Below are 13,714 nucleotides of genomic sequence, written 5' to 3'. Positions count from 1 at the left end.
GTTCACCTTCTGGTATTTTCATCTCTATCACATTCTTTTTCGGTGTGCTGGAATTCTTTACTACCAATAACTGCTTTTAAAAGGCTTTCGATTTGTAATATGAGGAATATATGGCTGTTACGGTAAGAGCTTTACGCGCAGAAGATTATTCCCAGTGGCGTCCGCTGTGGGACGGCTACACCCATTTTTATGACTGTGTCCTCGATGAGTCCGTGACCGCCGCGACATGGCAAAGGGCGCTCGACGAGCGATCATCGATGTTTTGCCGGGTTGCGGAAAGCGACGGCAACGTCATCGGCTTCGCCATGTGTATTTTGCACGAAGGAACCTGGTCGACAGCGCCCGTTTGTTATCTGGAAGATCTGTTTGTTGCTGCCAGCCAACGGGGAGCAGGGACTGGAAAAGCGCTCATTGACGCCCTGATGGACGAAGGCAAGCGCGAAGGGTGGTCAAAACTTTACTGGGTCACGCGGCAGAACAACCCGGCACGTAAACTCTACGACCAATATGGCGAAGCCGACGATTACGTTCGTTATCGCGTCTCGCTTTAAGACGCAATGACCTGTGTTTGTATCACATTGTATCAACGCCTCTGATACATACACAGGCTTGCAATAAAGGCCCATTCGCACATATCCGCTATACAAACCGATGTTGTTATATCCCCGTGAATCGTACTCAATCGGAGATAACAACATGTTCAGCAAACTCGCATACTCAACTCTCGCATTAACCGTTTCTCTTGGTACCGTCATGTCCTGTCAGGCCGAAGCAACCGGTACTGATTTCGCGACGGCGTTTGATCATCCTCAGCAGATTAACGCCGGCGACCTTAACGTCGGCTATGTCGACATCGGCCCGAAAAATGGTCAACCGATCATTTTATTACACGGCTGGCCCTACGATATTCATAGTTATGCGCAAGTTGCTCCCGCGCTGGCTGCCAAAGGATATCGGGTGATTGTGCCTTCTCTGCGTGGTTACGGAACTACCCGTTTCCTCTCAGATAAAACGCCGCGTAACGGCCAGCCTTCGGCCATGGCGAAAGACATTGTGAACCTGATGGATGCCCTGAACATCAAGCAGGCCGTTTTTGCAGGATACGACTGGGGTGCCCGTACGGCGGACATCGTCGCGGCGCTGTGGCCAGAACGCGTTAAATCGCTGGTCTCCGTCAGTGGATACCTGATCAGCAGCCAGCAGATTGGCAAACAACCCTTACCGCCGAAAGCAGAAGTTCAGTGGTGGTATCAGTTCTATTTCGCCACCGAACGTGGTGCTGAAGGCTACGCCAAAAACACCCATGACTTCGCCCGTTTGATCTGGTCACAGGCATCACCTGACTGGAAATTTAGCGATGCAACGTTTAACGCCAGTGCCAAATCCCTTGATAACCCGGACCATGTCGCGGTGACGCTCAGTAACTATCGCTGGCGTTTAGGACTGGAAAAAGGGGAGCGCAAATACGACAGTTATGAGCAAAAACTGGCAACGCTTCCGAATATTACCGTCCCGACGATCACCATCGAAGGCGGAAACAACGGGGCGCCGCATCCTGCACCACAGGCCTACGCCGGGAAATTCACCGGCAAGTATGAACACCGTACCTTTGGCAAAACCGTAGGTCACAACCCACCACAGGAAGATCCACAGGATTTCGTCAACGCAGTTGTGGACGCAGATAAACTCTGAAATGTGCTATTTTCAATACGTTACCCTTCAGTCTGGAGATTTCTGTGGAGCATATTGATCATATCCTTGTCGTCGATGACGACAGGGATATTCGTGAGCTGATTGTCGATTATCTCGTTAAGTCCGGATATCGCGCCTCTGGCGCGGCAAATGGCAAAGAGATGCGAGTTGTGCTTGATAAACAGCATATCGATCTTGTGGTGCTGGATGTCATGATGCCCGGCGATGATGGATTAACGCTGTGTCGTCAGCTCCGAAGCGGTAAACATAAAGACTTGCCCATTCTGATGCTCACGGCGCGTAACGAGGAAACAGACCGGATCCTGGGGCTGGAGATGGGGGCAGACGATTATGTCGTGAAACCTTTTGTTGCACGCGAGTTACTCGCGCGGATCAAAGCCATTTTACGTCGTTTCCGCACAATGCCCCCTAATTTACAGGTGACGGAAGCCGGACGACTGGTCACGTTCGGAGAATGGCAACTGGACACCGTGGCCCGTCATTTAATCGACAGTGAAGGGATGGTGGTGGCGCTCAGCGGGGCGGAATATCGTCTGCTGCGCGTGTTCCTCGATCACCCTCAGCGCGTCCTGACCCGGGATCAACTGCTAAATCTGACCCAGGGGCGCGATGCCGAGCTTTTTGAACGATCGATTGATCTGCTGGTGAGCCGGGTGCGTCAGCGTCTGAATGAAGACGCCCGCACGCCGGCCTATATCAAGACCGTGCGCAGTGAAGGCTATGTCTTTACAATGCCGGTGACCATAAAAGAGGCCAATGAATGACGCTTTGGCCACGCTCGTTGCTGTCCCGGCTGTTGGTCATCGTGCTGGCTGGACTCTTACTGGCCAATACCCTCAGCCTGACGCTGGTGATGGTTGAACGCATGCACAGCGCCCGCAGCGTAATGCTGGGTAATCTGGAAAACGATGTAGCCACTAGCGTGGCCATTCTTGACCGACTTCCCGCCCAGGAGCGGGCGGCCTGGCTGCCGCGGCTGGAGCGCGGTAACTATCGCTATATTCTCGGGCCTGGAGAACCGGGCGCACCGCCTGAGGATAAGCGTTCACGCGATGCCATTCGAACGCTAAAAGAGACCCTTACGGCTGACTACCCGCTCACGTTTACCGCCGTTCCCGGTCCCATTTCCCATATTCAGGCGCATCTCACCTTACGTGATGGCGCACCGTTGACCATCGATCTGACACCACGCATGCCCCCGGTCGCCAGCTGGTTACCTGTCGTGCTGGTATTGCAACTACTGCTGCTTGCGGCCTGTGCCTGGATCGCCGTGCGTCAGGTGATTCGGCCTTTTTCTCAGTTTACCCGTGCGGTTGACGCGCTGGACCCGGCGGCAAACACACCAATGACGGAGAAAGGGCCGGTAGAAGTGCAAAGAGCCGCGCATGCCTTTAACGCGATGCAGGCGCGCATTCAATCCTACCTTCGCGAACGCGCGCAGATCCTGGCATCCATTTCTCACGACCTGCAGACGCCCATCACGCGCATGAAATTGCGCGTCGAGATGGCCGATCAACCCGAGTTACGCGACAAGTTATTGAACGACCTCGATAACATGACCCGTCTGGTGCGGGAGGGGATTGCCTATGCCCGGTCATCAGAATCTCTAGAAGAGACCTCGCTAAAGCTGGAGCTCAATGCCTGGGTAAACAGCATTGCCTGTGATTATCAGGACATTGGTAAAAACGTGCAGTTTCAGGCAAACGACGCCCGCCTGCCGATAGTGACTCGGCCGCAGGCGCTTCGCCGGGTGATGACCAACCTCCTGGATAACGCGCTTAAGTTTGGTAGCTATGCCGTTATTGAGATTGATGATTCTTCAGCCGGACACATTGCTATCCATATTCTGGACGGCGGGCCGGGGATACCCGAGGCTGAACTCGACGCGGTATTACAGCCTTTTTATCGGGTAGAAACATCGCGTAACCGTGATACCGGCGGAACCGGCCTGGGGCTGGCGATTGCCGCGCAGCTGACCGCGCAGCTTGACGGGAAACTGCGGCTGGCAAATCTTCCTGAAGGCGGGCTGAAGGTCACGGTAACGCTGCCGCGTCGCTAATTGTACGGTTTTGTATCCGGTTGCGTGACCGATACGAGAGCAGACAAATCGTCCCGTTTTGCACACATCCCAAACACATCCGTACGATGAAATACCCTCACTGCAGCGTCGCAGGCCATCTGTAATGTGAGGTTTTTATGTTTTTGATAATCGCGTTTCTGGGCGGGATGATAAGCCTGCTCAGTCCATGTACGCTCCCGGTGATACCTCTTCTGTTTGCCGGTTTTCAGGGGCAGCGAAGACATATCCTGGCTCTGCTGGCAGGGATGATCGTGATGTTTACCGTGGTGGCGATGGTTGTCACGATTGCCAGTGAATGGATCACGGATGCCACGATAATAGGGCGCTGGCTGGCACTCATTATTCTGGCTACAGCCGCGCTGGCCTTAATTTTCCCGTCCTTCGCCCAGCGTATAGCCGGGCCTGCGGTCAGCGCGGGCAATATCCTCAATACCCGCAGCGGACAAACGCGCGGAATGTTTTCCGCTTTCCTGGCCGGACTGGCCGTCGGTCTGCTCTGGTCTCCCTGTGCCGGACCGATCCTTGGGGCTATTTTCAGTATCAATATTGCGGGTCATTCGGCCATCACTACCGGCGCGCTGTTGGCGGCGTATGGCAGCGGATGTGCGCTTATGCTGGGCCTGCTTATGGCCGGCGGTCGGAAACTGATGGCACCGCTGCGGGCCAAATCAGCGCTGATGGAAAGGTTGCGCAAGGGGGCGGGCGTGGTGATGTTAGCGGCTGTGGCGTTCAACGCCACGGGGATGAACTCGGTGCTGAAGGGTGCAAATGGGGTGGCAGACCGTCTTGAAACCACGCTATTGACCCTGGCGAAGCCCGCCACTGCGCCAGTAAAACTGCAGCCGGTCGTCATGACCGAACCCAGCAGTCAGTTGCCTTCGTTAAGTGGCGGAACCGGGTGGATTAATGGTGACCCTGTCACGTCTGAATCATTGCGGGGTAAAGTCGTCCTGATTGATTTCTGGACCTGGGACTGTATCAACTGCCAGCATACGCTCCCGCATGTCCGCGACTGGGCCACGCGATATCAGTCCCAGGGTCTGGTGGTCATCGGCGTGCATACGCCTGAATATCCGTGGGAAAAACCGCTCTCGTCGGTGAAAAACGCGGTGAACAAATGGCAACTGCCGTATCGGGTCGTGACGGATAATAACTACCAGATCTGGAACGCCTTCGGGAACCAGTACTGGCCGGCACATTACTATTTCGATGCCAAAGGGCAGTTACGTTATACCTCTTTTGGCGAAGGTAACTATGAAGAACAGGAAAAAGTTATCCAGCAACTGCTTAAAGAGGCCCGCTCATAACGTTGCTCAGGGCTGACGTTGAGCAATGATAAACAACCGTGGAAAAGCCAGCAGTATCTGCCCGTTTTCCTGGAGCGGATACTGCTCTTCCAGCATTTCATGGTAGCGCTTGAGAAAACGTTTCTGCTCGCTCTCATTAAGCTCCTGCAGCCACGGACGTAAACCGGTCGCGCTTACCCAGTCAATGATGGCCTGGTGAGAGCTCATTTTATGGAAATAGGTTGTCCGCCAGATATCCACATCACAACCGGCGTCTGTCAGAATGTCGTAATAGGCATGCACGCCGGGCAAGGCTTCACGACCCCGGTCAGGATAACCTTGTTCCCAGGCAACTTCACGCATCGCCACATGAGTGGGCTCAAGCCAGTTGTCAGGCATCTGAATGGCCAGTACCCCATTTAACGTGAGCAGAGAGACCAGGTGCGGCAGGAGATCGTAGTGGTCGGGCACCCACTGCAACGCGGCATTGGCGTAAATCAGGCTCAGCGGCTGGCCAGGCTTAAACTGGCGGATATCGGCCTCAACAAAGTGGCAATCCGGTAAGGCGCTGCGGGCTTCGTCGAGCATCGCAGGTGAGTTATCGACCCCTGTGACGTGCGCTGAAGGCCAGCGATGTTTTAACAGCGCCGTACTGTTTCCAGGCCCGCAGCCCAGATCGACGATGGATGACACGTCATCCAGGGGAATTCTGGCGAGCAATTCAGCGGCGGGCCGCGTACGTTCGGCTCCGTATCGCAGGTACAGGGAAGGGTTCCAGTCAGCCATCTTTGCATCTCCGTTGTGCATACTTCAGCAAGAATAGCACACGCAGACACCTGCACTGCGGCAGGTGTCTGTCCTGCGGCAATTACAGAATGCCTTTCAGGGCAACATGATAAAGCAGCATGATGGTTTTCCCGTCGACAATCCTGCCCGTTTCAATGCCGCGCAGTGCCTCTTCCAGCGTCATTTCCAGTACGTCGATATCCTCACCCTCCGTTTTGAGTCCACCGCCTTCACTGGTTCTGTCTTTCGGCTGGTATTCGGCGAGATAAAAATAGAGTTTTTCAGTGACGGAGCCCGGGCTCATGTAAGCTTCAAAAATTTTCTCAACGCGGGAAACGCTATAGCCGGTCTCTTCTTCCGCTTCTGCTTTAATCCGGCTTTCCGGATCCATGTTATCGAGCAAGCCCGCAGCAGCTTCAATAAGGTCATCTTCGTGCCCGTTAATAAAGACAGGGAAGCGGAACTGGCGGGTCAGGATCACCGTCTTTTTATCCCGGTTATAAAGCAGGATGGTGGCTCCGTTTCCCCGGTCGTAAACTTCGCGATTTTGCCGCTGCCATTCGCCATCGCGTCGCTGTAGATCAAAGGTATATTTTTTCAGGATGTACCAGTTATCAGACAGTGTTTCACTTTCTATGATGCGTACATCTGCACGTTTTGATTGCACGTTTGTTCCTCCTTACGTAGAGTAATTATCATAAACAGCATGGTCGTGCAGTTTCAAGATTAAACGTGCAATATCAGGAATTCCTTATGCTCACAACGCAGCGAAAACAATTGATCCTTGAAAAGCTCAAGGCTGAAGGTCAGGTCCAGTCGAAAGCGCTCAGCACGCTCTTCGCGGTGTCTGAAGACACCATTCGGCGCGATTTACGCGAGCTGGCGGCAGAAGGGCGTTTACAGCGTGTTCACGGCGGGGCGCTGCCGTCATCCTCGGCCATTGCCCCGTTTGCTGAGCGTAAATCGGTAAAGATGGATGCCAAGAAAAATGTCGCCCGTAAAGGTGCGCAGCTGATTTCTGACGGCCAGGTGGTGATCATTGACGGCGGCACGACCACGTCAGAGCTGATTACGTTTCTGCCTCCTGATTTGAAGATAACCGTGGTCACGCACAGCCCAGGCATTGCGCTGGGACTTGTCGAACATCCCTCCATTGAGGTTATCCTGATCGGTGGCCGTCTGTATAAACACTCTATTGTTGCGGTCGGCGCGGCTGCTATCGAAGGCATCGAAAAAATCCATGCGGACCTGTTCTTTATGGGAGTGACTGGTATCCATCCTGATGCGGGCCTGACGACCGGTGATTTTGAAGAGGCGAGTATCAAACGTGCATTTTCCGGCAGAGCCGCCGAAACGGTTGTGCTGGCTTCCCCCGAAAAAATCAATACCGCGTCATCTTTTGTGATTGGCGATCTGTCGCTGGTGAACACGATTGTCGTTGAAGACGATACCGATAGCGCCTGGATTAACGCGGTAAAAGAAAAGGGGGTTTCCGTGGTGATGACCTCTGAACCGGAAAAGGCATAACCCACGCGAAAAGCCTTTATGATCCGGCCTGTCGGTAAGCCGACAGGCTGGCAGGCAACATCAAACCTGAGGGATATCCTCAAGCGTAGTGTAAATCTTAAGCCCCAGCGTTTGCGCCACCTCAATGTCCATATCGGCCCCTTTGGACGCGCCGGCAATCCGGTAGATAGCATCACATTTCGCAATGAGTCGGTGCGCGACGGGATACAGCATTGCTTCACTGATTTCATCACCCATCGATTTCGAGCCAGCCGCTTTTGCCAACGGTAAGGCCAGCCATTCGCCAATAACCGGAACGTGGCCACGTTGATAGACGGCTAACGCCGCATTTTCAAGACGAGCAAGGTTTTCATCAATGCGCGCCTGCACGCCATCGGTGCCGCTACGATAGGGGCCGGCGATTAAAATCAACTGTTGTGTCATATCAACCTCAGTAAGTAAAAATGCATGAGTTTGCACGTTTGTGCATCTTTTGTTTCTCTCTTCATATTAATCGGTAGTTTCGTGCAATTTCAAGCAATATTGTGCATTGTGAGTTTTTTAAGACAGTTGCAGAAGAGTAGAGCTGGTCTATGCTCAAAAAGCAGAGATCAGCCATTCTCTGGGCGTATTGAAAAATAACAATAATCTTGCGTTTCAGGGGGTGGAAATGAAGAGGATCCTGCTCGTTACAGTGTCATGCTTGCTCTCGGTAATCTCCTTTCTCAGCGTAGCCGCAGAGCCGCGCCAGGAGCCGACAGATCGGGAGCGCGCCAGAACGGTTTATATTTTCCATCAGCCCATTGTTATGCTGCAGGCAAAATTCGGTCTGACCACGCCTGAAGAGCGAGTTTTGCGCATTCGTAATACGCTGCGCAATTTCTCTCAACAGGATGTTCGGGAGCCCCTGAAAATTATTCCGGTTACCCGTTACAACCAACCGGGAAGACTGATTGTGATGAACGGCAAGCCGGTGATGTTACTGGCACAAGCCGATCTCGATGAGGGTGACGACCTGACGCTTGATGAGGCTGCTCAACGTGTGCTGACCCGAATGGAGGCACAACGTACGGCGCTTCGCGATCAATATGACGCCGGGTGGCTGGCATTATCGGCAGGCAAAACGGCCGCAGGGGTGCTGGCACTGTTTGTTTTCTGGTACGGTGCCTGGCGGTCATGGCGTTTTTACCGAGGCCGCATTCTTGAGAACCACAGTATCATTCCACAACGCTGGCGCAGGTTTGTCGGCGCGATTGAGACTCGTTTGTATGCTTTGCTGATGATTATTCTGGGTATTCTCGGTCTTTATATCTGGCTAAGTTGGTCATTCAGTCTGTTTCCCTGGACGCGCGTTTGGGGGTCATCGCTGGGTGACTGGACCATGCGTGTTCTGCGGGATATCGCACTGTCCATTGTCTCGGCTATGCCGGGCATTTTGATCGTCCTGATTATTTTTCTTATCACAGCCTTCATTCTAAAACTCCTTAAAGTCTTGTTAAATCAGGTAGAAGCAGGGCGTTTACACCTTCCCGGGATCCATCCTGAAACCGTCGGCGCGACGCGGAAGTTAATTTCTGTGGTGGTATGGTTATTTGCTCTTTCTGCAGCATACCCGTTTTTACCCGGGGCCAATTCACTGGCCTTTAAAGGTATCAGTGTATTCTTTGGGCTAATGTTGACCCTGGGATCTGCCGGGGTGATGAACCATGCCATGAGTGGCCTGGTACTGATTTACTCGCGAGCCTTGAGAAAAGGCGACATCATTCGGGTCGCGGATAACGAAGGGTTGGTCACCGAGATAGGTATGCTCGCGACGAAAATCATTACGCGGGAGAATTACGTTGTAACCGTACCGAATGCTGTCGTAGTCAGCGGCAAAATCACTAATCTCAGCGCGCAAAATCCAGATGGTGGCGTGAACCTGACGACAGGTGTCACTATCGGATACGACACGCCATGGCGGCAAGTTCATGCCATGCTGGAGATTGCCGCCAGACGGGCGAAATGTATCGATCAGTCACAACAGCCGCTGGTAAGACAATTGAGTTTGATGGACTGGTATATTGCTTATGAACTTCAGGTGAAGCTGCGTGCCGGGCAGTCACTGGCGGAGGCCCGCAATGAACTGCACAGCAATATTCAGGATGTCTTTAACGAGTTTAATGTACAAATCATGTCGCCAAACTTTGTGATTCAACCAGAAGGCGCGGTCGTCGTGACGGAAGATAACTGGTATGCAGCGCCGGCAGAGAAGCCAGAGAATAAACAGCGTGAGTGAAGATGGCTATGCAGGTTTAGAGGATTCGGAGCAGATAAGGTGCATTAGAGGCTGTCAAACACCAGAACAAGGATGACCACAAAAAGCCAGATTCTGCCTTAATCCATGTAAGTGCGCATAATGTATATTATGTTAAATATGCTGGGTTTGAAGTTAAGTACATGAGGACCGCTCTTTCAGCAACTTACCGGCGAATCAGTCGTTTGCTAAAATTCAGTTGTGGCTTTACGATAACTTCATAACGCAACAATTATGGGGATATCGCTAAGTTCATGGCATATTCCATCTTACATTTATCCAGGAACAACCAGAGAACTCATCTCATGGTTGATACCGTAACTACCCTGCCCGTCATGTTCACCACAATTTAATGAAGACGACAAAGTCATTCAGGGTATGGAGCTTGATGCTTACATCAAGGCCGAGTAACTAGCTATGGTACATGAGGGGCTCGAAAAATCCCCCATTCAGCCTTCGACACTACATGCTCGACTTAAAGCAAAAGGAATTATGATTGAATCCGTTTTAAGGTTGGCTGTACTTTCAATGTAGAGATTTCATGGCTTTTGTCATACAATTAACATGCAACTGCGGAAGATTATGCAAAGTGGATGGCCATCTTTATACCTCACGTTTTCGAGAAGAAGCGCAATGAGCATGACGAAGCATACGTCGTGTTTGTTAAGTCAGCTGGCAACCGGGGAAATCTTATCTATGGAGTGATAATCTCCACTGCTATCGGATCCTTCAACACTGGCTCATTCCTTTACATCACGTATTACGGGACTTTGGCGATAGTTGAGTATATGGATTGAGTTCAAAAAGGAAAAATAATGGCTGCATTTACAAGCGAGACAGAGCAATTTTTACAGCGCGTTGAGGGCGACAAAGAGCGCTGGACGTCACAGTACAATCCTGGTGACACAGTTCCTGTTTCAGGAATTTACCGTTGTACCGTATGTGGCAAAGAAGTGACCAGTAATAAAGATGATCCATTCCCGCCACAAAATCACCATCAACATAGTTCTCACCATGAAACGGATACGGAGAATTGTCCGCTTTGTGCGGATGAAACCCTAAGGAGAAGCTTGTGATAAAGACAATTACCATTCTTTTAGTTGGCTTGTTTTTTTCTGCATCAAACGCTTTTGCAAATACAGAATTAGTTTTTCAATGCATGACAAAAAACAAAAAAATAATAAAAATAGAACGTACAGATGAAACGTTGAAATACACATATGGCAATGATAAAAAAAATGATTTAACTCTAGAGACTCGACTTTTCAGCGAGAAAATTCCAACTATTTTTTCATCAGATGTTCAACTTGGAAACAAATCCGGACCTTATGTTTTTAACACTGTTACATTCCATAATGGAGAATATACATATTCAGTCTCCGCATTAAGTGACATCAATGTTCCATCAGACGAAACCTTTACAGGGGTTTACGTCAGCGGAAACAACATAAAAACCAATAAAATCAAATGCATAGATGGTACGATACAAGATAATTTTGAGTCGCTCTTTACTTTTAACAGCTCACGCAACAAATAAAAAATGGGCTTACCATTAGGTAAGCCCATACATCGAATCAATAAATGTCAATAAATATTTTTTCGTCGGCAAACGTAATCAAATTTTTGTATCGGGCATCTTTTGTATTAGTACCCGGATTTACTATATTCGTCACACTATGTGATGCACTCTCTGTTATACCACCATCAGCTTTTTTATATGCATCATAAAAATCCCAAAAGAACAATGCTGAACGAACCACTTGCTTTGTTGATGCGGTAATTAACTCTGGATTCTCTTCATAATCCACTGGATCGCCCCAAACTTTATTAGCATACTGAGTAAAGGCTCTATAATTATATCTCCCTGTGAGTTGTTTCATCCCCCTACCCTTATAGCGCCATCCATCACCAGGCTCTGTATTACCATTACGTCCGCCATAAGCTTTATTGGCAATTGCTTCCTGATTTGCTCTGTGTGCACCTGTTCGCCCATCAATTTGCTGTTCATCAGGATGTCTTCGATAATAGCTGAAGAGACCAGGGAGTGCTGTTGCCGCATAATTTAAATCCTCATCAATCATGAACGTAGCTCCCGTTTCCTGATAGACCTGAGCCATAAAATGATACAGTCGAACCTCGGTATTAAGGTGACAACGTTCCAGATTATCATTTAGTTCATCCGCCACCTGCTGGAGAACCTCGTCGCTGACCTTGCGACTATTCGTCCATATCTTCCGCAACATTGGCAGCGTGATTTTCCCGCCTGCGGGCTTAAGCATCTCCAGAAATTCAAGCGGATGAAAATGCCATACATACCGCTGACTGGCGAACGGCGGAACCTTATCCATCCAGCGCGTCGCATCCAGAAATCCCCCGTTAGCCAGCTGCACAACCGGACTTTCGTCCCTGTCCTTAAATACCGATGACCAGCGTGTATCATCGCGTGTACTGTGCCAGTCGCTGTCGTGTTTCACTATCAGCCGCCGCACATATTCCGGGATGTTCATCTGGTTTGTATGCAGTGCGCCAAACAGCAATTCGTCCTGGGATTTATCAGGATACGGGTCGGGCGGTCTTCTGTTTTCAGCATTGTGGATCAGGCTGTCATAAAACATTTTTGCCTGTGCCGATGCGGGGCCTTTTTCACTGTCAAAGTGCGAATCAATGCTTTTCAGGGCATCAATAACCCAGTGTTCATCCAGCGTGCGGGTAAAATCGGTTGTATGTTCAGCTTCAATACAGTCAAAGTTTAGCCCGGCTAAATCGTGCTGGCTGAGCTGTTCCACATCGTCCTGGTGCATCCACGTATGCGGGCGGATCTGAAAGTATGTGACCCCGGTTTTATCCGTAAACGGGGACGTGGCATCACGCGGAATAATTTTCCCTGCATCAGCGCGGGTAATGGCACTCATCTGCTCAAAGGAACTTTCCTCGCCCTCCCCGTTTCGCAGGTACAGTGGCCGTTTCAGCTTCAGCTTAATGAACTGTTTGCCCGTTTTAATACCCTTCACGTTGGCCACAATATCCGGCACATGCTCGTCGAGGCTCAGCAGCTCGATATGGGCTTTATAGTCCGTGGTGATAATCTGCGGATAATTATCTTCGTCGGCCAGATCCTGAGCGCCGAGGAACCCGACCGAATCTCCCGCCTTCACCGTCACTTTCAGTGGAACAGACGGCACCACCACATCATCAAACACACCGTGATTCAGTGCGCTGTGCATCCAGTCAGGCAGGCACACGTAACACTCGCCGTCAGGCTCCAGAAATTCCGGGCGCATCGAGACCCAGAACAACTCGCCTGCGGGCTTACTGTCCAGAAGACGCTGCACCAGGGCGAACGGCTCCGGCTGTTGTTCCAGCAGAAACGATTTTTGTTGCAGTACGACCAGCGTTTCACCCTGCATCAGTCTTCTGGCGTGGCCGTGTTTATTTGCCAGCACGTCCGGCACGATTTCACGGCTGTCGTCATGGCGGGAGTGTTTGCGCATCCGCACCCCGTGACCTTTCTGCGTGACCCGGTAAAGCGGGCGTTTCGGAAATTCTGACAGTGGCGCGATGTGCATGTAAAGCTGGTAGAGCGTCAGCCAGGAGGATTCATCCTGCTCGTCGGGTTTGTAAACCGATTTGACCAGCACAAAGGTACCGGACTGGCGCAGGGGGCGTTCCTGGTAACACTCGATAGCCGTGTAATCCCGGTTAACCCGCCATGCCACCACCTCGCCGTCCATCATGAACTGGAGCGGCACCGATTTTTCCGGCGAATCTGCATCCAGCACCGAGGCCGGAGACGATGACGTCCCGATGTGGATCCCCCCGTGCCAGTAACGACTGATGCCAAGTAACCACCAACCGTGCGCGTTTTTACGGATGTCGGTCAGCAGCTCGTCATAGTTCTTATACTCCCGCCCGTCGGCCTTCCGTACCGGGTAACGTATGTTCATCGTCTTTCCTTAAGTGAAATCCCTAAAACCCTAATCATCGCAGGGACTTAAGAAGAAGGGGAGTAAAATTTATGCAAATTTTATTACTCAGATAATTCGCTAT

13 protein-coding genes are annotated in these 13,714 nt (G+C 51.1%); 9 read left to right on the top strand and 4 right to left on the bottom strand.

Features of this window, described 5'->3' with window-relative positions; translation table 11 throughout:
• Window positions 1-110: 110 nt before the first annotated feature.
• The 5 genes from BJ887_RS07505 (at window position 111) to BJ887_RS07485 (ending at window position 5,100) form a co-directional block, all read left to right on the top strand.
• On the top strand, window positions 111-551 hold the full coding sequence (locus tag BJ887_RS07505; RefSeq protein ID WP_014170062.1) for a GNAT family N-acetyltransferase: 441 nt from the start codon (window positions 111-113) through the stop codon (window positions 549-551).
• Window positions 552-696: 145 nt separating this feature from the next.
• A complete protein-coding gene (locus BJ887_RS07500) occupies window positions 697-1,692 on the top strand; it encodes an alpha/beta fold hydrolase (protein WP_020884143.1) in 996 nt (331 codons plus the stop codon).
• 44 nt (window positions 1,693-1,736) lie between these two features.
• On the top strand, window positions 1,737-2,477 hold the full coding sequence (locus BJ887_RS07495; RefSeq protein WP_025204193.1) for a response regulator: 741 nt from the start codon (window positions 1,737-1,739) through the stop codon (window positions 2,475-2,477).
• Window positions 2,474-3,772: an ATP-binding protein gene (locus BJ887_RS07490; RefSeq protein ID WP_121339679.1), complete on the top strand. Its 1,299-nt coding sequence runs from the start codon at window positions 2,474-2,476 to the stop codon at window positions 3,770-3,772. Before BJ887_RS07495 ends, BJ887_RS07490 begins: the two co-directional genes overlap by 4 nt.
• Before the next feature lie 137 nt (window positions 3,773-3,909).
• On the top strand, window positions 3,910-5,100 hold the full coding sequence (locus BJ887_RS07485) for a cytochrome c biogenesis protein/redoxin (RefSeq protein WP_121339678.1): 1,191 nt from the start codon (window positions 3,910-3,912) through the stop codon (window positions 5,098-5,100).
• A gap of 6 nt (window positions 5,101-5,106) precedes the next feature.
• Here BJ887_RS07485 and tam read toward each other — a convergent pair whose 3' ends face one another.
• Entirely contained in the window at window positions 5,107-5,865 is a 759-nt protein-coding gene (tam, locus tag BJ887_RS07480; RefSeq protein WP_104439986.1) for a trans-aconitate 2-methyltransferase, read from the bottom strand.
• An 82-nt stretch (window positions 5,866-5,947) separates the two neighbouring features.
• The gene (locus tag BJ887_RS07475; RefSeq protein WP_121339677.1) at window positions 5,948-6,532 is read right to left on the bottom strand and encodes an NUDIX domain-containing protein; all 585 of its coding nucleotides are present in this window, start codon (window positions 6,530-6,532) and stop codon (window positions 5,948-5,950) included.
• An 86-nt stretch (window positions 6,533-6,618) separates the two neighbouring features.
• On the opposite strand from BJ887_RS07475, the gene BJ887_RS07470 reads away from it, so the two are divergent.
• Window positions 6,619-7,392 carry a DeoR/GlpR family DNA-binding transcription regulator gene (locus tag BJ887_RS07470; protein WP_121339676.1) on the top strand — a complete coding sequence of 258 codons (774 nt, stop codon included), beginning with the start codon at window positions 6,619-6,621 and terminating at the stop codon, window positions 7,390-7,392.
• 60 nt (window positions 7,393-7,452) lie between these two features.
• On the opposite strand, the gene BJ887_RS07465 is transcribed toward BJ887_RS07470, so the two are convergent.
• Window positions 7,453-7,815 carry a DUF4406 domain-containing protein gene (locus BJ887_RS07465; RefSeq protein WP_083599668.1) on the bottom strand — a complete coding sequence of 121 codons (363 nt, stop codon included), beginning with the start codon at window positions 7,813-7,815 and terminating at the stop codon, window positions 7,453-7,455.
• A gap of 226 nt (window positions 7,816-8,041) precedes the next feature.
• On the opposite strand from BJ887_RS07465, the gene BJ887_RS07460 reads away from it, so the two are divergent.
• The 3 genes from BJ887_RS07460 to BJ887_RS07445 all read left to right on the top strand — a co-directional run bounded on the left by BJ887_RS07460 (window position 8,042) and on the right by BJ887_RS07445 (window position 11,204).
• On the top strand, window positions 8,042-9,649 hold the full coding sequence (locus tag BJ887_RS07460) for a mechanosensitive ion channel family protein (RefSeq protein WP_121339675.1): 1,608 nt from the start codon (window positions 8,042-8,044) through the stop codon (window positions 9,647-9,649).
• Between the two features lie 833 nt (window positions 9,650-10,482).
• Entirely contained in the window at window positions 10,483-10,743 is a 261-nt protein-coding gene (locus BJ887_RS07450; protein WP_229216818.1) for a protein L, read from the top strand.
• On the top strand, window positions 10,740-11,204 hold the full coding sequence (locus BJ887_RS07445; protein ID WP_121339673.1) for a hypothetical protein: 465 nt from the start codon (window positions 10,740-10,742) through the stop codon (window positions 11,202-11,204). The genes BJ887_RS07450 and BJ887_RS07445 overlap by 4 nt, the downstream gene beginning before the upstream one ends.
• Before the next feature lie 37 nt (window positions 11,205-11,241).
• Here the strand turns inward: BJ887_RS07445 and BJ887_RS07440 are convergent, their stop codons facing one another.
• Window positions 11,242-13,611, bottom strand: a complete 2,370-nt coding sequence (locus BJ887_RS07440) for a hypothetical protein (RefSeq protein ID WP_229216817.1) — start codon at window positions 13,609-13,611, stop codon at window positions 11,242-11,244.
• Between the last annotated feature and the right edge of the window lie 103 nt (window positions 13,612-13,714).

Source organism: Enterobacter sp. WPR_3_1, assembly GCF_003635055.1.
GTDB classification, from domain to species: domain Bacteria; phylum Pseudomonadota; class Gammaproteobacteria; order Enterobacterales; family Enterobacteriaceae; genus Enterobacter; species Enterobacter ludwigii.
Note: the sequence above shows the minus strand (reverse complement) of the source record. Positions and strands in the feature narration are given on the sequence as shown.